The sequence below is a fragment of the Acidobacteriota bacterium genome (assembly GCA_034211275.1).
GTDB lineage: Bacteria > Acidobacteriota > Thermoanaerobaculia > Multivoradales > JAHZIX01 > JAGQSE01.
Window position 1 is genome coordinate 1 of record JAXHTF010000017.1, and the last position, 18,796, is coordinate 18,796.

At 67.4% G+C, this 18,796-nt stretch carries 18 protein-coding genes; 13 read left to right on the plus strand and 5 right to left on the minus strand.

The genetic code is table 11. The features are described from left to right. Both SX243_05060 and SX243_05065 read left to right on the plus strand, forming a co-directional pair. On the plus strand, positions 1–774 hold a 774-nt coding region (locus SX243_05060), incomplete at its 5' end, for an aconitate hydratase (GenBank protein MDY7092327.1). A 48-nt stretch (positions 775–822) separates the two neighbouring features. Next, complete coding sequence (locus SX243_05065; GenBank protein ID MDY7092328.1) at positions 823–2,049, plus strand: DUF3524 domain-containing protein; 1,227 nt, start codon at positions 823–825, stop codon at positions 2,047–2,049. Here SX243_05065 and SX243_05070 read toward each other — a convergent pair whose 3' ends face one another. The 5 genes from SX243_05070 to SX243_05090 all read right to left on the minus strand — a co-directional run bounded on the left by SX243_05070 (position 2,050) and on the right by SX243_05090 (position 6,203). Beyond that, a complete protein-coding gene (locus tag SX243_05070; GenBank protein MDY7092329.1) occupies positions 2,050–2,523 on the minus strand; it encodes a DUF2007 domain-containing protein in 474 nt (157 codons plus the stop codon). Between the two features lie 81 nt (positions 2,524–2,604). Continuing rightward, positions 2,605–3,285, minus strand: coding sequence for a lysophospholipid acyltransferase family protein (locus SX243_05075; protein ID MDY7092330.1), 681 nt, complete (start codon positions 3,283–3,285; stop codon positions 2,605–2,607). A 35-nt stretch (positions 3,286–3,320) separates the two neighbouring features. Beyond that, the gene (locus SX243_05080; protein MDY7092331.1) at positions 3,321–3,575 is read right to left on the minus strand and encodes an acyl carrier protein; all 255 of its coding nucleotides are present in this window, start codon (positions 3,573–3,575) and stop codon (positions 3,321–3,323) included. 118 nt (positions 3,576–3,693) lie between these two features. Then, entirely contained in the window at positions 3,694–5,370 is a 1,677-nt protein-coding gene (locus SX243_05085; protein MDY7092332.1) for a fatty acyl-AMP ligase, read from the minus strand. Further along, the gene (locus SX243_05090; GenBank protein ID MDY7092333.1) at positions 5,367–6,203 is read right to left on the minus strand and encodes a ferritin-like domain-containing protein; all 837 of its coding nucleotides are present in this window, start codon (positions 6,201–6,203) and stop codon (positions 5,367–5,369) included. The genes SX243_05085 and SX243_05090 overlap by 4 nt, the downstream gene beginning before the upstream one ends. Before the next feature lie 354 nt (positions 6,204–6,557). Between SX243_05090 and SX243_05095 the strand changes: the two genes are divergently transcribed. The 11 genes from SX243_05095 (at position 6,558) to SX243_05145 (ending at position 18,779) form a co-directional block, all read left to right on the plus strand. Continuing rightward, positions 6,558–7,148, plus strand: coding sequence for a chemotaxis protein CheW (locus tag SX243_05095; GenBank protein MDY7092334.1), 591 nt, complete (start codon positions 6,558–6,560; stop codon positions 7,146–7,148). Continuing rightward, entirely contained in the window at positions 7,145–8,680 is a 1,536-nt protein-coding gene (locus SX243_05100; GenBank protein MDY7092335.1) for a CheR family methyltransferase, read from the plus strand. The genes SX243_05095 and SX243_05100 overlap by 4 nt, the downstream gene beginning before the upstream one ends. Beyond that, positions 8,677–9,261 carry a chemotaxis protein CheW gene (locus SX243_05105; protein MDY7092336.1) on the plus strand — a complete coding sequence of 195 codons (585 nt, stop codon included), beginning with the start codon at positions 8,677–8,679 and terminating at the stop codon, positions 9,259–9,261. The genes SX243_05100 and SX243_05105 overlap by 4 nt, the downstream gene beginning before the upstream one ends. 3 nt (positions 9,262–9,264) lie before the next feature. Then, on the plus strand, positions 9,265–10,734 hold the full coding sequence (locus tag SX243_05110; GenBank protein MDY7092337.1) for a methyl-accepting chemotaxis protein: 1,470 nt from the start codon (positions 9,265–9,267) through the stop codon (positions 10,732–10,734). Positions 10,735–10,737: 3 nt separating this feature from the next. Next, positions 10,738–12,783, plus strand: a complete 2,046-nt coding sequence (locus SX243_05115) for a response regulator (GenBank protein MDY7092338.1) — start codon at positions 10,738–10,740, stop codon at positions 12,781–12,783. Beyond that, entirely contained in the window at positions 12,774–13,829 is a 1,056-nt protein-coding gene (locus SX243_05120) for a chemotaxis protein CheB (protein MDY7092339.1), read from the plus strand. The genes SX243_05115 and SX243_05120 overlap by 10 nt, the downstream gene beginning before the upstream one ends. Beyond that, positions 13,822–15,825 carry a response regulator gene (locus SX243_05125; protein ID MDY7092340.1) on the plus strand — a complete coding sequence of 668 codons (2,004 nt, stop codon included), beginning with the start codon at positions 13,822–13,824 and terminating at the stop codon, positions 15,823–15,825. Before SX243_05120 ends, SX243_05125 begins: the two co-directional genes overlap by 8 nt. Next, positions 15,822–16,196 (plus strand): response regulator, encoded by a 375-nt coding sequence (locus SX243_05130; GenBank protein ID MDY7092341.1) that lies wholly within the window; start codon positions 15,822–15,824, stop codon positions 16,194–16,196. The genes SX243_05125 and SX243_05130 overlap by 4 nt, the downstream gene beginning before the upstream one ends. A gap of 290 nt (positions 16,197–16,486) precedes the next feature. Continuing rightward, entirely contained in the window at positions 16,487–16,822 is a 336-nt protein-coding gene (locus SX243_05135) for a hypothetical protein (protein MDY7092342.1), read from the plus strand. A 76-nt stretch (positions 16,823–16,898) separates the two neighbouring features. Beyond that, a complete protein-coding gene (locus tag SX243_05140; GenBank protein MDY7092343.1) occupies positions 16,899–17,438 on the plus strand; it encodes a BON domain-containing protein in 540 nt (179 codons plus the stop codon). Positions 17,439–17,504: 66 nt separating this feature from the next. Beyond that, a complete protein-coding gene (locus SX243_05145) occupies positions 17,505–18,779 on the plus strand; it encodes a phospholipase D-like domain-containing protein (GenBank protein MDY7092344.1) in 1,275 nt (424 codons plus the stop codon). Positions 18,780–18,796 lie beyond the last annotated feature (17 nt).

An 18,796-nucleotide genomic window follows, 5' to 3' on the forward strand; every position in this document is an offset into this window, starting at 1 on the left:
CTGGTGAGCCCGGAGACCGCCGCGGCGGCGGCCTTGACCGGCGAGATCACCGATCCCCGCACCCTGGACATGGAGTATCCACGGGTTGAAGAACCGGAGAATCCGGTGATCCTCACCGACCACCTGGAGGCGCCGCTGCCCCCGGAGGAGTCGGCGAAGGTGGAGTTGGTGAAGGGACCGAACATCGCTTCCTTCCCGGATTTCGACCCGCTGCCGGACCGCTTGGAGATCCCGGTGCTGCTCAAGATGGGGGATGACATTTCCACCGACGAGATCATGCCGGCGGGCACCCGGGTGCTGCCCTTCCGCAGCAATATCCCGAAGATCAGCGAGTTCTGTTTCGACATTCTCGATCCCACCTACCACGACCGGGCCATGGAAGTGCGGGACGCTGGGGGGCACGCGGTGGTGGCAGGGGACAATTACGGTCAGGGGTCGAGCCGCGAGCACGCGGCCTTGGCGCCACGCTTTTTGGGGCTGCGGCTGGCGCTAGTCAAGAGCTTCGCCCGCATCCACTGGCAGAATCTAGCCAACTTCGGCATCCTCGCCCTCACCTTCGCCGACGATCACGACTACGACTCGATCCAGGCCGGCGACGTGCTGGTGCTGGAGAATGCCCGCGCGGCGATTCAGCAGGGCCGGGAGCTGGAGCTGCGCAACCGCAGTCGGGATCGCAGCTACCAGGTGCAGCACACGCTGTCGCAACGGCAGGTGGACATGATCCTGCGCGGCGGCTTGCTCAAATGGATGCAGGAGCGGCTGCAGGCGGGGTGAGCCCTCCGGCCCTCCTCGTTGGCCGCTGGCGGGGCCGGACACTACCCGATGACGAGTCTCAAGGTTCTGGCTCTGGAGCCCTATTACGGCGGTAGCCACCGCGCCTTCCTGGACGGTTGGATCGGCGCCAGCGAGCACCGCTGGACCCTCCTCACCCTTCCCGCCTACCAGTGGAAATGGCGCATGCGCCAGGCTCCCCTGAGCTTTGCGGCGGAGCTGGAGCGGCCGGAGGTCGCGGACCAAGGGCCGTGGGACGTGCTCTTCGCCACCGACATGCTCGACCTGGCTCAGCTGGCGGGGCTGGCGCCGGCGGCGGTGGCGGCGCTGCCGCGGGTGGTTTATTTTCACGAGAATCAGCTCACCTACCCGGTGCGTCACCCAGACCCTCGGGATCTCCATTTCGGCTTCACCAACGTGGTCACCGCCCTGGCGGCGGACCGAGTGTGGTTCAACTCGGCCTTCCATCGCGCTGCCTTCTCGGAGGCGGCGGAGGAGTTGCTGCGCCAGCTGCCGGACCTGGGATTGGAGCGAGGAGTGGACGGGTTGATGGCCCGCATCACCGAGCGCTCGGTGGTGGAGCCTCCGGGCATTGTCTGCCCGGAAATCGAGCCTCCAGAAAGTGGCAAGGGGCCGGGACGCTCGGAAGAGCGGGAGCCGGGGCCGCTACGGCTGCTGTGGGCGGCGCGCTGGGAGCACGACAAGAATCCCGAGGCTTTTTTCGCCGCGTTGGAGCTGGTGCGGGAGCGGGGAGTGGACTTTCGGGTCAGCGTTCTGGGGCAGAGCTTTCGTCAGGTTCCGGAAATCTTCCACCACGCCCGCCAAAGCCTCGGGGAGCGAATACGGCATTGGGGCTACGCCGAGGACCGAGGGGACTATTGGCGGGAGCTGGCAGCGGCGGATGTCTTCGTCTCCACCGCCGATCACGAGTTCTTTGGCCTGGGGGCGGTGGAGGCCATGGCCGCCGGCGCTTTTCCGCTGCTGCCGCGGCGGTTGGCCTATCCGGAGCTCCTGGCCCCTCTATCGCCGGCGGCGCAGGAGGAGCATCTCTTCAGCGGTGAATCTGGAGAGCCGGAGAGCGGGGCGCTGGCGAGGCGCATCGAAGAGCTGGCGGGCCGGCTGGAGCGGACAGGCTCGGTGTGGCGGGAGCCTGGATCGGTGGCTCCCGCCATGGAGCGGTACTTCTGGCAGCGGCGAGCGCCGGAGCTGGATGCGGCCCTGGCCTCGGTGGTGGAGGGCCCAGGGCCCGAGCCCCGGCGAGAGCCGCCGGGAGCCTGATTACTCTTCTTCGTCGTTCCCGGCTTCACCCTCGGAGACCGGCAGCGCGAAGCTCTCCAGCACCTGGCGGGCCCGAGGCGCGTCGTGCTCGGCGACCTTGATGGTGATGGGATCAGGGCCCACCCGCAGCAGACCAGGGCCGAAGAGCAGATGGTCCGAGCCGTGGAGCAGGCAGGCAATGCCGGCGCTTTCGAGCTCGTCTCGCGCCGCTTCGGCGATGGTCATGGCGTCGAAGGTGCGGATCACCACCAGCTCGTCGTGGGTGAATTGACGCTCCGAGAGGTGGGCGCGATAGCGCTCCGCGGCGAGCTGGATCTCCTCCTCCGTGACCCCCCGGCGCAGCAGCTCGGCGTGCATGAACGCCCGGGCTTCGGTGCTGAAGTCGTCGCCCCGCTCGGTGAGCTCTCTGAGCAGGGTGTCCCGATTCCACGAGGAGATGATTTTCTCCATCTCCGGATGCGATACAGATTCCATGGTCGTCTTCCTCCAGTCGACGGCCGCGGGGGCCGTGGCTCCCTTGGGTTGGTACGGCGGCGTCGGGTTGTACGGATCCGATCAGCTGCCGCCCGAGCTTCCGTCGTGCGGGCCTTTGCCGTCGGGGTTCTGGCCCGGGGTGGCCTCCACCTGCTGGACGAGCTGGTTGAGAGTCTCTTCGAGCCGGTGTTTTTGGGCTTCCAGGTCGCCCTCCGTAAGCTCCCGGGGGATCTCCAGAGGCTCGCCGACGGCGAGACGGATCCGGGCGAAGGGCTTCGGCACGATCAGCCTATCCCAAGATCTTATCGCCCAGTAGCGGTCGGCGCTGAAAGCCAGGGGCAGAATCGGCACCTGCGCCATCTGGGCCAGCACTACCGCACCGGGTTGTACGCGGTACAGCGGGCCTCGGGGGCCGTCGGGGATGGTCACCGCGGCGCTGCCGTCCCGCACCGCCCGGTACATTTTGCGCAACCCGGCGCTGCCGCCGCGGGAGCTGGAGCCGCGCACCACCCGCGCCCGCCACAGCTCCGCCAGCCGCGCTCCCAGGGCGCCGTCGCCGGAGTGGCTGACCAGGATGGTGATGGGGTAGCCCTTGCGCAGCAGTCGGCGGTAGAGAGTGTAGGCGCAGAAGAGCACCCGGTTGTGCCAAAAGCTGAAGATCACCGGCCGGCGGCTCGCCGCCAGCTCTTCGAGCACGCCGGCACCGGTCACCACCTGCACCCGGCAGGTGGCGCCCAAGAGCTGGATCACCCAGCGCAGCAAGGAGGCCGCCAGTCGCAGTCGGAAGCCCTGAAGCTTCAGCCTTTTGCCTCCACAGACCGGGCCTCCAGGAATTGGTAGATGTCACCGACGGTGTCGAGGCCGGCGGCCTCCTCGTCGCTGATCTCGATCTCCAGCCGGTCCTCCAGCTCCACCAGCAGCTGCAAGGCCTTGGGGGAGTCGATGCCCAGCTCCGCCACCAGGTCCATCTGGGGCTGGATCTCGCCGGCATCGGTACCGCTGATCTCCGCGATGACGGAGGTGGCGATCTTCTTTTGTTCGTCGATCTTCATGGTCTGCTCTCGTCTCCAAGAGGTTGATCAAGGGCAAGGCCGCAGCCCGGAGCCCGGCCCCGAGCTCGACCTGAAGCCTGGGTCTGGGGCCCCTGGGTCTGGGGTCTCGATCCAGGGCTCAGATCAGGGCCTCCAGCTCGTCGTCCAGATATTGCTGGCGCAGCTGCCGGCGCTGAACCTTGCCGCTGGTGGTTTTGGGAATCTTGCCGCGGCGTACGAACACCAGGTCGGCGAGGGGCAAGGATAGTGCGCGGCCGATGCGCTGTCGAATTTCCCGCTCCAGCTCTTCCAGGTTCTCCTGGCTGCGGCTGTCCACCTCCAGCACCAACACCGGCTCCTCGCCGGCGCCGCTGCGGGCGATGGAGAAGGCGCCACAGCGCTGGGCGCCGCCGCCGCCGATGGCCTCTTCCGCCAGCCATTCGAGCTCGTGGGGCATGAGGTTGTGCCCGCGCAGGATGAGCACGTCCTTGGTGCGGCCGGTGAGGTAGAGCTCGCCGTCGTGGAGGAAGCCCAGGTCACCGGTGCGCAGCCAGCCGTCCACCAGGGATTCGGCGGTGGCCTCGGGATCGTTGTAGTAGCCGTCGAAGACGCCGGGGCCGCGCACCCAAACCTCGCCGATGCGGTCCTCGGCGAGGGGCCGCCCGGCGGGGCCGGCGATGCGCAGCTCCGTATCCGCCACCGCTTCGCCGACGCAGGCCACGTCCCCCAGGCCCAGACCGGTGTCCGCCCCCGCCGGCAGCGGCAGGGTGCGCAGGCCTTCGCCGCGGCGGTCGAAGGTCACCGCCAAGGTCGCCTCCGCCAGACCGTAGCAGGGGCGGAAGGCCTCGGGACGGAAACCGCAGCCGGCGGTGAGTTGGCAAAAGGCTTCGACGGTCTCCGGCCGGACCATCTCGGCGCCGGTCATGGCAGCCCGCCAGCGGGATAGATCAAGGCCCTGGAGCTGCTTGGGAGCGATGCGCTCGACGCACAGCTGGTAGCCGAAGTTGGGCGCCGGCGCGAAGCACACGCCGTGGTTGCCCAGGTTCTCGAGCCACAGCCGGGGGCGGGCCAGGAAGGTGGTGGGGTTGAGCAGCCAGAGGTCGAGGCCGCGGTTGAGGCACAGGAAGAGGCAGCCCACCAGGCCCATGTCGTGGTGCAGGGGAAGCCAGGAGACCATGCTCTCGGCCCAGGTGCTGGCGGCGGCGCCGTGGGGGGCGCCGATGGCCTCGTCGCTGGCCAGGCCGTTGTGCACCGCCGCGCGATGGGAGATTTTCACCGCCCGGGACAGCCCGGTGGAGCCGCTGGTGAGCTGCAGGAAGGCGAGGTCGTCCGGGGACGGCTGGGGAGCGGTGAAGCCGATGGCGGTCATCGCCCGCAGCTCCTCGGGGGTGATCACCGCCTGGGCCAGCCCGTCGAGGCCGAGCTCTTCGGCGCCGGTGCGCAGGGCGGTGCCGGCCACCGCCCGCCGCGCCCCCAGCAGATCGAGGATCGCCGCTACCCGCTGGGTGTGGGCGACGGAGGAGCCCATGGCGCCGGCGGGGGCGATGGCCACCGGCAGCGCGCCCAGGAGCAGGGCGCCCATCCAGGCGTCCATCCATTCCCAGGAGGTGGGCAGGGAGACCAGTACCGGCTCCCCCGGCTGCACTCCCAGCCCCGCCAGCTGGGAGGCGCAGGCTTGCACCGAAGCCAGCAGCTGCTGGTAGCTGCGCCGTTCGGCCCGGCGGCCGCGGCCGTCATAGATGGCGACGCCCCGCTGAGGGAAGCGCTCGGCGGCGCGCAGCAGGGCGGCGGTGAGGGTCTCGGCGGGAGGGCTCAAGCGCCGACGGTCTCCGCCTCCGAGAGCCGGCTGGCCTGGCTCTGGCGCTGGGCCACCCGGCGGCCCGCCTCCACCGAGCGCAGCAGGCGGCGGTGGGTCTCTTTGCCCAGCTTGTGCATCACCTCGTCGCTGGCGAGGCCGATGGAGTCGAGCTCGGTCTTGAGCGCCTCGAAGATCGGCGGCACGCCCTCCAGTACGTAGTCCAGCCGCTTGGCGAGATGCTCCTTGAAGCTCTCCGCCTCCGCCGCATCTTGCTCGTAGAGTTGGCTGAAGCGATCTTCCAGATAAATGTGGTTGAAGCCCAGGTGCCGCGCCTCGTCCCCGAGGATGCCGTCGGAGACATCGCTGAGCACCGGGTCGATGTCCAGGCGCTTGAACTCTTCCATGATCAGCAGCGCCAGCACCTCGCTGATCAACACGCCGGAGAGCCACTCCGCCGGCTCTTTGGAGACGATGCGGCTCTGGAAGAGGTAGCCGGCGGGGAAGCGGCGGATGGGCAGGGGTTCTTGGTCCAGCCGCTGATAGAAGCGGGCGAAGAGCTCGGTGTGGCGGGCTTCGTCCACCGCCCAGGTGGTGAGATAGAACTGGCTCTCCACCTCGGAACGGTGGCCGAGGATGGGGATCAGGCCGGAGACCGAGTACAGCGCCGCCTGCTCGCCCATGAGCACCGGGGTCAGCACCTTGGCCAGCTCTTCTTTGAATTTGCGGCTGGTGATGCGGTGGGGTTTGTCCCACTGGACGTCCTCCGCCGACCACTGGGAGCGCAGGGCGGTATGCCAGAGGTGCATCTGGCGCTTCTTTTTGAGATCCGGAAGTACTTTGTAGATATTCATTGCTGACTCCTGAGGCGGGCGAAGATCTCGTTGGAACGACGAGGAAGGCTCCCCATCGAAGACAGTTTAACAGCCCATGGTGAAAGTCTGGAGGGGTGCAGGTCTTGCAATGCGGAGAGCAGGATTTACCAGCCTTGGGGCGATCCTGACGGCCGTACCAGGGCTCGCCGGGATCTGAAGGTCCGTGGGCCGGGGGTTGGCACCGGGAGCTCGAGGCCGGGTATAAACCTTGCTTCGTATCTATCGGCAGGGGACTGCCGCTACAGGTAGGCCGCTACAGGTAGTATGTGCCCTGCGCGGCAGCCCCGAACATCCTCGAGATCCACGCTTCGAACTCCGTCCTCGAAGGGACCCATGCAGCAGTCCAATCCATCCAAGCTCCGCTGGACCGTCGGTGGTGGAGATCGGCAGGGCAAAGAGCCGTTTCTCATCGTCATCGCCGGTGGAGTACGTTGCGCTCTGGCCTTGGGCGAGGTCGGAGAGGTGTTGCGCCCTCTGGCGGTGACCCAGGTGGCGGGGGCACCACCGGAAGTCGCCGGGGTGGCGGTGGTCCGGGGGCGCTCGCTGCCGGTTCTGCGGCTGGCAGGATTGTTCGACGATGAAGGGGTCGGAGGACGGCGCCCAACGGATGCAGGCCCAGTGGATGCCGGCCCATCGGATGCACGCCCAGCAGGCCGCTGGGTCACGCTGCACGATCCCAAGGCGCCGGTGCTGGCGGTGGACGCGGTGGAGAGGGTGCGCTGGCTCGATGCGCAGGAGCTCGACCGCGCCGACTTGCTCTCGGAAGCGGCGGCGGGAGCCGTCGGTCGCCTGGGAGCCCTCGATCGCCAGATTCTGGTCTGTTTGGAGACCGCCCGCATCGTCGAGGCCTTGGACCTACCCCACAGATCGATTGCCTCTGACGAGGCTGCTGCTGGAGATTCCTCCATTGGGGATTCTCGATGATCGCTCCGGTCCTGGCGAGTGACCTGGAGCGATTTCGCCGCTATGTCGGTCGTCGGCTGGGGCTGCTCTTGGAAGGGCCCTTGGCGGAGAGCCTGGAGCGGGTGCTCTACCGACGCCTCACGAGCTTGGGGATGGCCAACGCCAACGATTATTTGGTGCGCTTGGAAGAAGGCGTTCTGGGCAGCAACGAGGAGCGGGAGTTGGCGACGCTGCTGACCGTCGGTGAGACTCATTTCTTCCGCAACCGGGAGCAATTCTCGGCGTTTACGGAGCGGGTGATCCCGGAGCTCTTGGAGAGCCGTCCCCGTTCCCAATCCCTGCGCATCCTCTCGGCGGGCTGCGCCAGCGGCGAGGAACCCTACTCCCTCGCCATGGTCATGGCCCACTACTGGCCGGCGCTGCTGGAGCGGGTGGAGATCACCGGTCTCGATCTCGACGGCCGGGCACTGGATCACGCCCAGGAGGGGAGCTACTCTCGCTGGTCGCTGCGCAGCACTCCCGAGGAGATGCAGCACGCTTATTTTCGTCAGCGCGGGGATCGCTTCATCCTCTCGCCGAGGATCCGCTCCATGGTGCGTCTGGAGCAGCGCAATCTGGCTCACGAGGACGGGAACTTTTTCGGCCGCTCGCGCTTCGACGTCATTTTCTGCCGCAACGTGATCATCTATTTCCGCTTTTCTCTGACCCGGGATCTGATTCAACGGTTCTCCCGGTCTCTGGAGCCCGACGGCTTTCTCTTCCTCGGCCACACCGAGACCCTGCGCGGCATCAGTCAAGACTTTCAGGTCGAGCACACCCACGGCACCTTCTACTATCGGCGCCAGCCTGCTGAGACTTCGCAGGCTGAGGCCGATGGCAAGGATTCGACGGTGGCCCGAGGATTCCGGGGCGACACCGTGGCCTCGGGAGCGGTATCATCCTCGGCCCCGCCGCGGCGGCGGTTGGCGGGGGTGGACGGCCCCGGGAACGAGACGGCCGCCGTCGCCGAAGAGCCGGGGGAAGGGCTGAACGGGCGGGATCGCCGAGCTCGGGTTCTGGAACTGATGAACCTGGAGCGCTTCGATCAGGCTCTCGAGTTGGCGGAGGAGTTGGCTCGCCAGCACCCGGAGGATGTGGATTCCTGGACTTTGTTGGCGGTGTTGTTAACCAATCGCGGGGACGTGGCCCGGGCGCGGCTGGCCTGCCGGGAAATTCAACAGTTAGACGGCCTCCACGCCGGCGCCCGCTATTTGCTGGCGTTGTGCGCCGAGCTGGAAGGGGATTTGCGGGAAGCGCGGCGGCAGGACGAAACGGCCTTGCACCTCGATCAAGATTTCACCATGGCCCACCTGCACCTCGGGCGGTTGGCGATGCGGCGGGGAGATTCGGAGCAGGCCCAGGAGCATCTGGAGAAGGCTGAGCGGTTGCTCGCCGGCACTGAGTCGGCGCAGCTCCTGCTCTACGGCGGCGGTTTCCGCCGGGAGGCGCTGGTGGAGCTCTGCCGGGCTCAGCTGGCCACCCTGGAGGAAACGGGTCTGGAGGAAGACGCGTGAGCGGGCCGGCGGCGGATGCCCGGGAGGAGCCGGTGGCGGTGGAAAGGCTGCGTCGGGAATTCGACGATGCCTTCGCCGAGCCTTGGGAGGACGCCCGCAGGCCGCAGATCCGCTACCTGGGGGTGCGCTGCGGTCAGCGGTGGTTGGCCATCGACGTTTCTCAGCTGCTGACCTTCCATTCCCGCGGCGAGGTCGTGCCGCTGCCCACGTCGCTGCCCCAGCTCTTGGGATTGAGCAGTGTCGAGGGCAAGCTCTACCCCTGTTACTCGCTAGCGGAGTTGTTGAGCTTGGAAGCTCGGCGCGCCCACTGGTTGTTGTTGTGCCGGGAGGCGCCGGTGGCCCTAGCCGTCGAAGAGGTCGTAGGGTTGTTCTTGGTGGATGCGGAGAGCGAGGCTGACTTGGACGAAGCTGCGGCCGACAGCAGCCCGGATTCCCCTCGCCGCCGCAAGCCCGCCAAGGAAGCAAGGGGAGGTTCGCCGATCACCGGTCGGATCCAGTACGAGGGACAGGAGTTCTCGGTGCTGAGCATTTCCGCCGTGCTCGAAGATCTACGCGAGCTCATCGGAGAGGAAAGGACTTAGACAATGTTTCATTGGAGCTTTGGCCAGCGCTTGGGCGCCGGCTTTCTGGCCTGCGTGGTGCTCTTGGGGGTGGTGGCGGTGGTGGGAATCAAATCCACCGACATCATCGCCAGTGCCGAGCAAGAAGTGGTGCGGCATTACCGCGCACTGCTCGAGATCGAGCAGCTGCGGGGCCGGGTGCACGAGGAGTCGGCGGCCTTTCGTGCCTATGTGATCACCGGCGAGGATCGTTTCCTCAATCGTCTGCACCAGGCGCGGCTGGCGCTGGACTTGGACGAGGACGAGATCGGCGAGCTGATGCTCGGCGAGGAGCACGAGCTGCTGGGGCAGATCCTCGACGCCAACCGGCTGTGGATCGATACGGTGGAGAACATCGTCTCCGAGACCGAAGGGCTCAGCGAGCGAGCTCTGGAGGCGCGCTTCGACACCGAGGCCCGGCCGCAATTCGAGTCGCTGATGAAGCTCATCGACTCCTTCGTCTCCAACAAGAAGACGGCGATCAAGGGGCAGGTGGAGAATACCGACCAGCGCACCCGCAGCGCCCGCTCGCTGCTCATCGCCCTCGCCACCCTCGCCACCATCATCGCCATGGGCATTTCCCTGGCCCTCTCGCGGCGGCTCAACAACGAGCTGGACAATGCGGTCTCGCGGATCCAGAGCTCGGTGGTGGAGCTCGACGTGGCGTCCGGCCAGCAGGCTCAGAGCGCCCGGGAGCAGGCCACCGCGACGGTGCAGGTGACCTCCACGCTACGCGAGCTGGTGGCGGCGTCGAAGCAGATTTCGGAGAACGCGGCGCAGGTGGCGTCGCTGTCCCAGGAGGCGGCGCGCTCCGCCGACCAGGGGGTCGACGCCGTCTCCGGCATGGACACCGGCATGACCACCATCCGCAATCAGGTGGACGCGGTGGTCGAGCACATGCTCGAGCTGGGCAAGCAGTCCCAGCGCGCCGGCGGCATCTTGGACATCATCAACGAGCTGTCGGAGCAGACCAACATTCTGGCCATCAACGCCACCATCGAAGCGGTGGGGGCCGGCGAGGCGGGCAAGCGATTCACCGTAGTGGCGGACGAGATCCGGCGACTGGCGGATCGGGTAGGGGAGTCGAGCCGGGAGATTCGCCAGCTCATCGACGACATGCGGGCGGCGGCCAACACCACGGTGATGGTGACCGAGGAAGGCTCCAAGGCGGTGGACGAGGGCAGCCGTTCGGTGTCCCGCATCACCGACCTCTGGCGCAAGATCGCCGACGGCGTCTCCAACACCGCCGAGGCAGCCCGGGAGATCGAGCTCAGCACCCAGCAGCAGACCACCGCCGTCGAGCAGGTCAACGCTGCTCTGTTGGAGGTCTCCCAGGGTGCTCGGGAGGGCGAGGTCACCGCCGAACAGGCGCGTTCCATGTCCCGAGAGCTGGCGGAGCTGGCGGAGTCTTTGGCCCGGCTGGTAGGCAAAGAAAATCGCACCTCGGAGAGCTGATCCTTGGCGCAGGATCCCTATCGCTACTTTCGCATCGAGGCAGCGGAGCTCCACGAGCGCCTGTCTCAGGGGCTCTTGGATCTGGAGGATGATCCGCAGCCGGAGCCAGTAGCGGGGTTGCTGAGGACCGCCCACACCCTCAAAGGCGCCGCCCGGGTGGTGAGCCTGGACGATGCGGCGCGGCTGGCCCATGCCCTGGAGGATCAGCTGGCGGCCTGGCGGGATGCTCGCGCCGCCAGTGACTCCACGAACCCTTCGAAGATCAGCCTGCAGCCCTTGTTTCGCACCGTCGACGAGATCGGCGCGGAGCTGCAGCGGGTGCTGGCTCCTGCCGAGGGCGCTTCCGGAGCTTCTGCGGGAGGCTCTGGGGCCTCCGTGGCGCCGGGCTCGGCCTCCGATCCTCGGCCAGGAGAGGCCGATGGACCCGGTGCCGACGCCGGCGGTGCTGCTCCCGGCGTCGGCGAGGACTCGGCTCCCAGCGTCGCCGCCCCGGCGCCCGCGCCGGTGGCGAGCTCGCCGCTGGATCTCCTCGGGCTCGAAGACCTGATGCACCGTACGTTGGCGATCACCGGCCGGGTGGCGCGCAGTCAACGCGCCCTCGAGGATCTGCGGCGGCACAGCGCTCCCGGCGCCGAGGAGGATCCGGTGGCGGTGGTCGCCGACGAGCTGGAGGCGGTGGTGGCCTCTCTGGGGGAGATTCGCGACGGCGTCGAAGAGCTCAGCCTGGTGGCCGCCGCCGAGCTGCTCAACTCCCTGCGGCGGGCGGCCCGGGATATCGCCCAGGCTCAGGGCAAGCAGATCACCGTGCGGCTGGTCGGGCGCGAGGCGCGCTTCGACGCCGAGCTGGCGTCGGCGTTGCGGGATATCTTGATCCACGCCGTCACCAACGCCGTGACCCACGGCGTGACCACGGAGGATCGGGGGCACCTGACCCTCAGCTGTCAGCGGGAAGGGGGCCTGGTGGTCTTCCGGGTGATCGACGACGGCCCGGGCATCAATGCCGCCGCTCTGCTCAGCTCCGCTCGCTCCCAAGGCGCCCTCGCGGCGGACGAGGGCGACGATTGGGAGCTCGAAGAGATCGCCCAGCTGGCGTTCCAGCCGGGGGTCACCACCGCTTCGGGAGTCGATCACCTGGCCGGCCGGGGGATCGGTCTGGACGCTCTGCGCCAGCGGGTGGAGGGCCTCCAGGGAGAGGTGCGGCTCCTGCCCGGAGATCCCGCCGGGTCGGTGCTGGAGATCCGGACGCCGTTTTCCTCCTACGCGGTGCCGGCGCTCTACGCCCGCGCCTGCGGCCGCCGCTTCGCCCTGCCTCTGCACGCCGTGGCGGAGGTGCGGCCCTTGCCGCTGCGGGCCGCCACCGGAGACGAGCTGCTGGTGGACGACGTGCCGATCCCGCTGGGAGCACCGCGGCGGGCTCTGCATCTGGACGTGCCCACCGGCGAATACCGGGTGGCGGTGGTCTTGCGCCACGGAATGCGGCAGGCCGCTCTGGGGGTGGATCGGGTGGAAGAAGTGGAAGAGCTGGCGGTGCTGCCCTTGCCGCCGTGGACCGCCCCGGCGCCGGCGGTGGCGGGTATCGGCCGAGGCCGTAGCGGCGAACCCATTCCCATGCTTTCGGTGGAGCATTTGATCACCGCCATCGCCTCCAGTCCGGGACTCGATGAGCGGGTCGTGATCCGCCGGCCGCTGCCGGTGCTGGTCGTGGACGATTCCCTCACCAGCCGCATGCTCCAGCAGTCGATTCTGGAGGCCGCCGGCTACCGGGTGGAGACGGCCTCTTCCCCGGCCCAGGGTCTGCTGCGCATGGCCAAGCGCCCCTTTGGGCTGTTGTTGGTGGACGTCGAGATGCCGGGAATGGACGGATTTACCTTCGTGACCCGGACCCGTGCCCACGAGGATCCGGTGCCCGCCATCCTGATCAGCTCCCGCAACAGCCCGGAGGATCGTCGCCGGGGGCTGGAGGCTGGTGCCAGCCACTACGTGGTCAAGGGTGAATTCGATCAGGAGCAGTTCTTGAAGTTGGTCGAGGAGTTGATCCTATGTCGCTGAAGCCGGTACGGGTGCTGGTGGTGGACGACTCGCTGACGGTGCGGGGAAAGATCGTCGAGAGCCTCGAGGGCAGCCCGGGCTTTTCCGTGGTGGGAGAGGCGGCGGATGGCCGCATGGCCTTTGACCTCTGCCAGCGCCTGCGCCCCGACGTCGTCACTCTGGACATGGTGATGGACGGTGTCGGCGGTCTCGAAGCCACTCGCCGGATCATGGCCAACTGTCCGACCCCCATCCTGATCATCTCGGCCTCGGCGGAGCGCGGGGAGCTGATCAAGACCCTAGACGCCCTGGCCGCAGGGGCGGTGGATGTGCTCGACAAACCGCGTCCGGGAGAGTCGGCGGAGGAGTGGGAAGAGACCTTCCGCCGGCGCCTGCGGCGGGTAGCCCGAGTGCGGGTGATCACCCATCTGGAGGGCCGGCGCCGCAAGCAGACGGCGGAGTGGCCAGACCAAGAGCCCACTCCCATTCCCTCCCGCGGCATCCGCATCGTCGCCCTGGGGGCTTCCACCGGCGGGCCCCGGGCGTTGCGCCAGATTCTTTCCGGAGTCACCGACCTGCCTTGTGTGGTCCTGGTGGTGCTGCATCTGGGAGAGCCCTTCAGCTTGGCGCTGGCGAGCTGGTTGCAGGGATTGGTGCCGATGCCGGTCTCCGAGGTTCAGGGAGGCGAACGGCTGGACGGGCTCGATGGGAAGATTCTCTTCGCGCCGCCGGATCACCACGTGACGGTGGAGAATGGCCGTCTGCGCCTGTCCCGGGCCCCGGAGCGCCATGGCCTGCGGCCGTCGGTGGACGTGCTCTTCGAATCCTTGGCCCGGCACCAGGATCCGTCGCGGGTTGCCGCCGGATTGCTCACCGGCATGGGACGGGACGGCGCCGCCGGCCTCGCCGCGCTCCGCCGGGCCGGCGCCACGACGTTCGTGCAAGACCGGGAGACCTGTACGGTCTTCGGTATGCCTTCGGCGGCACTGGATTTGGGCGCCGCCGAATTCACCCTGGGACTAGCGGAGATCGCTGCATTCCTGACGGAGGTTTGCCACGATGACTGAAACCCAAGAGACTCCCTCGCCCTGTGCCCTCGTGGTTCACCCCAGCCTGACGGTGCGCAAGGACATCGCTGATTGCCTGAAGGCGGAGAATCTGGAGATCGCCGAAGCGGACTCGATGGAGGCGGTGGAGCTGATCGCCGGGGAGGGCTTCGTCTCCATGGTGATCACCTCCTTCGAGGCCGTTGACGGCGGGCTCGATGAGCTGATGCGACTGTTCCGCAACGGCGATGATCTGCTCGAAACCCCATTCATCGTCCTGTGCGACGAAGGGGATCTGCTGCGCGTCCCGGACCAGGAGTCGATCTACACCCTGGAGCTCCCCTACGACCGCGACGAGCTGGTGGCTCTGGCGGTGCAGATCGCGCCGGTGGCCCCCGCCGGCGGTACGGTGTGCGACGATTCCGCCGTTCGGGTGCTGGCGGTGGAGGATAGTCGCACCTACCTCGGGATGCTGACGGAAGCTCTGGAGGCGGAAGGGGTGGAGGTGCTCACCGCCACCACCGGCGAGGCTGCCCTCAAGCTTCTCACTCAGGAATCCGTCCACTGCATCCTCCTCGACCTCACGCTGCCGGGGATTTCCGGGCAGGAGCTCTGTCGGCGCCTGCGGCACAATCCGCGCTACCAGCGCACGCCCATCATCATGCTCACCGCCTCCGAGGGCTCGGAGACGATGCTCGCGGGCCTGCGCGCCGGTGCCGACGACTTCATCGCCAAGTCGGCGGATCTGGAGGTCGTGCGGGCTCGGCTGCGGGTTCAGCTGCGCCGCCAGCGCCTCGAAGACGAGGCCCGTCAGGCGAAGGAGAAGGCCTTCTACCTGGAGCAGCGGCGCAAGGTCGACGCGATCCTGGCGCGCCACGGAGAGCGCCTGCGGCTGGCCATGGACGCCGCGCAGCTCGGTGGTTGGGAGTGGGACGATGAGCGCCGCCGGATCTCCTACTCCGGCGCTTTTCACCAGCTCTTCGGGCTCGAACGGGGCAGCGAAGAGGTCTCTTTGCGGCCGGTCATGCGAGCCATCCGGCGCGAGCATCGCCACCGCTTGCGCGCGTTCCTGGAGGCTCTGGAGTCCGGTGAGGAGGCGGAGGCGGAGCTTCAGCTGACCCCCGGCGCCGGCGAGCGTTGGTTGCAGACCCGGGGTCGCACCAATCCCGGCACGGACGGTGAGATACGGCTCTTCGGGGTGGTGGCGGACGTCTCCGTCCGCAAGCGCCGGGAGGAGGAGCAGCGGGTGCTGGCGGAGCTCCAGAGTCACCTCATGGCCATCGTCGGCCACGATCTGCGCAGTCCGCTGTCGGCCATCGTCACGGCCCACTCGGTGCTCGAGGCAATGCTGGGCGAGACTGAGCGCGAAGGCAAGATGCTCGATATCATCAAGAGCAGCACGGATCGCGCGGTGCGAATGATCGAAACCCTCTTGGATTACTCCAAGGCGCGATTCGGCGGAGGTATTCCTATTTCTTTACGTTCTTCTAGTTTCCATGAGCCCATCGCCCAGGTCCATCATGAGATGCAGGTCGCCCACCCGGATCGGGAGCTGGTCTTCCGGCAAGCGGGAGATGGCACCGGGGAGATCGACCCGGACCGCATTGCCCAGGTCGCTTCCAATCTGCTGGCCAACGCTCTGGCCCACGGCGACCCGCAGCACCCGGTGGAGGTGGACAGCGAGGTCACCGACCGCTGGCTGATCCTGCGCGTCCACAACCGTGGCGAGGTGATTCCCGACGATGCCTTGCCGACCCTCTTCGAGCCCTTCCATCGGGGCTGCGGCCCCGGTGGCTCCAAGACGGGGGGCTCCAAGACTGGGGGCTCCAGCGGTGGTCTCGGTCTGGGGCTGTACATCGTCCGGGCCATCGTCGAGGGGCACGGCGGTGCCGTCAGCGTCACGTCTCAGCCCGGCGGCGGAACTGTCTTCGAAGTCCGTCTGCCGCGGTTCGGGGGCGGTTCGAGCACCGAAACGAGCCGACCTCAAAGCGATGAGACTGCGACGGTTCTCCAGTGAGGAAGCCCACCACCGTCGAGCTGACCGAAGATTGCCGAGTTCTCTGCATTGAGGACGACCCAGCCCAGCTGGAGACTTTGGCGGAGCTGCTCCGCCTGTGGGGCGCGACGGTGGATGAAGCCTCCGATCTCGCCGGCGCCCGCACGCTGCTGGAGCTACGCCCCTACGACCTCATCCTGGCGGATTACAACCTGCCCGACGGCACCGCCGCCGAGCTGTTGGAGAATCCGGAGTGGGATCGCAAGATAGTGGTGGTGAGCGCCGCTGCCCCTACCCCCCAACGGCCCCGGGGTGGGCTGGTGGTGCAAAAGCCCCTGACGCGGGCGAAGCTCCAACGCATCCTCGCTGCCAGCGCCTGCTCCGCCAATTGAGCCGGTTCGCCGCCGGCAGACTCTACAAGCCTGCCGCGTAGCTTTTTCCTTCCCGTCCCCTCCGCAGCCTTCCAAGAGGCCTCCCGGCATCCTGTGGGGAGGTTCGTAAAGTCCTGATTACAGGGGCCTTGCGCGGTTCCTGGCCGCTCTTCTCGAGCTCTGGCATGCAACCTGCTCCTTATTCATGGCAGGAGCGCTCCTGGCGCTCTTCGGCGGCGGCCGGCGCCGTCGAAACAACGCTTTCGCTGCCGGCCATCGCCCGCAGATTTCCCCAAGGAGGTACAGAACTTATGAAGATTCCAATCAAGCTGTCGATGCTGGCTCTCAGCGCTTTGCTCATCCTGCCCCTGGCCGCCTGCCAGGTGACCCAGACCGAGGAGGGCGAGATGCCCGAGGTCGAGGTCGAAGAGGGCAAGCTGCCGGAATATGACGTAGACGGTCCGGACATCGATGTCGGGACCCAAGAGAAAGAAGTGACCGTGCCCGACGTGGACGTCAGCGTGGAGGGCGAGAAGAAGAAGGTCACCGTGCCGGACATCGACGTGACCACTCCGGACGATCCGGATTACCAAGACGATGACAACCCGGAGCTGGACGACGACGGCCAGGCTCCGAACGCGCAATAAGTCTTTCTTCGGAATCGGCACCGATGCCGGTTTCGCCCCCCCATTGCCATTTGATGACCCTTAGGAGTTCCAAACCATGAGAAAGCATTTTTTCCTCGCCCTCGCCCTCGCTCTACTCACCTCCTTCGCCGTGGCGTGCAGCAGCACCCAGCCGCCGGCGGAGCAGGTCGATGACGCCGTCATCAGCTCCAAAGTGAAGAGCAAGATCACCGCTGATCCCGAGCTGAATCCCTTCGAGATCGACGTCGACACCGACGAAGGCGTGGTGCGCCTGAGCGGCGTCGTGGAATCCGACGCGGACCGCATGGAAGCCGAGAAGCTGGCCCGCAGCACCGAGGGCGTGATGGACGTGACCAACGACATCACCCTCGGCAAGAAGACCGCCGGTCAGGCTCTGAGCGATGCGGAAATCACCGCCAAAGTCAAGTCCAAGCTGGCCGCCGATCCGGAGGTCAATCCCTTCAACATCGACGTCGACACCAGCGAGGGTGTGGTCACCCTCACCGGTCGTGTGACCAAGGAAGCCGCCCGCGATGAAGCCGGCAAGCTGGCCGCCCGCACCAAGGGCGTCCGCAGCGTGCAGAACCGCATCAAGGTCGGCGACAAGCAGTCGTAAGCCAACTGACGCAGCGAAGGGCCGGGGGGCTCCCCCTCCCCCCGGCCCTTCGTCGTGCGCATTCTCATGCTTTTACCTACCTGGCTGGTCGTCACCCTCGGTGGCGGCACTCTCCTCGCCCTCGTTCTGGGCCTGCTCCTCTGGTCCGGACGCTCCCAACGCTACACTCGCCTCAATCCCGACCCCCTTCCCGACGCCGACCGGCTGCTCCCCGCCGCCGAGGGCCTGACCCAAAGCTGGGCCGTCGAAGGCAATTCACTGGAGCTGTTCGAAAACGGCTCCGAGTTTTATCCTGCTCTGCTGCGCGAGATCGACGCCGCGGAGCGTTCCGTGCATCTGGAGGTCTACGCCTGGTGGCGGGGAGAGATCTGCCGGCGGGTCACCGACGCCCTGTGCCGAGCGGCGAGGCGGGGAGTGGAAGTGCGTCTGCTGGTGGACGCCCTGGGCTCCTTCCTGATGGAGGACGAGCTGGTCTCGGAGCTCGAAGACTGCGGCTGTCGGGTGGCGCGCTACCACGACTTCCGCCTGCGTACCCTCGGGCGTCTGAACAAGCGGGATCACCGCAAGCTGGCCATCTTCGACGGCCGCCGCGCTTTCGTCTTCGGCCACGGCATCGCCGAGGAGTGGGAAGGAGCGGGGGACCGTCCGGATTGCTGGCGGGACATGGCCCTGCGGGTCACCGGGCCGGCGGTCAACCATCTGCAGGCGGTCTTCGCCCAGAACTGGATGGAGGAGACGGCGGAGTTCCTGGTCGATCCCGGGTACTTCCCCGACCTCGAGACCACCGGCGACCTGCCGCTGCAGGTGGTGGCGAGCTCGCCCCGCGGCGGCGTTTCCAATTCCTCCATCTTCTACCGGCTGATGGTGGGCTCCGCCCGCCGCGAGATCCTGATTCAGAATCCCTACTTCGCCCCGGGCCCGGAGATGGCCCAGATGCTCTGCGACGCCTCATCCCGCGGGGTGCGGGTGCGGTTGATGTTGCCGGGGCCGGTGACCGATAGCCGCATCGTCCAATACGCCGGCCGCTACCTCTATGAGCGCCTGCTCGAGGCCGGCGTCGAAATCTACTTCTTCCAGACCACCCTCAACCACCAGAAGATCGTGGTGGTGGATCGCCGCTGGAGCTACGTCGGCTCGGCGAACTTCGACGAGCGCTCCTTCGACATCAACGCCGAGGTCGGCCTGGGCATCGTCCACGAGGACTTCGCTCATCGCCTGGTGAGCCTCTTCGAACGCGATCTGGATCAGGCCGAGGAGCTGGAGCTGGAGCGCTGGCGCCGGCGAGCGCAGTGGGGCCGCTGGCTCGAACGGGCGGCATTCTTGGTCCACGATCAGCTCTGATTGCTCCTCTTCCCCCC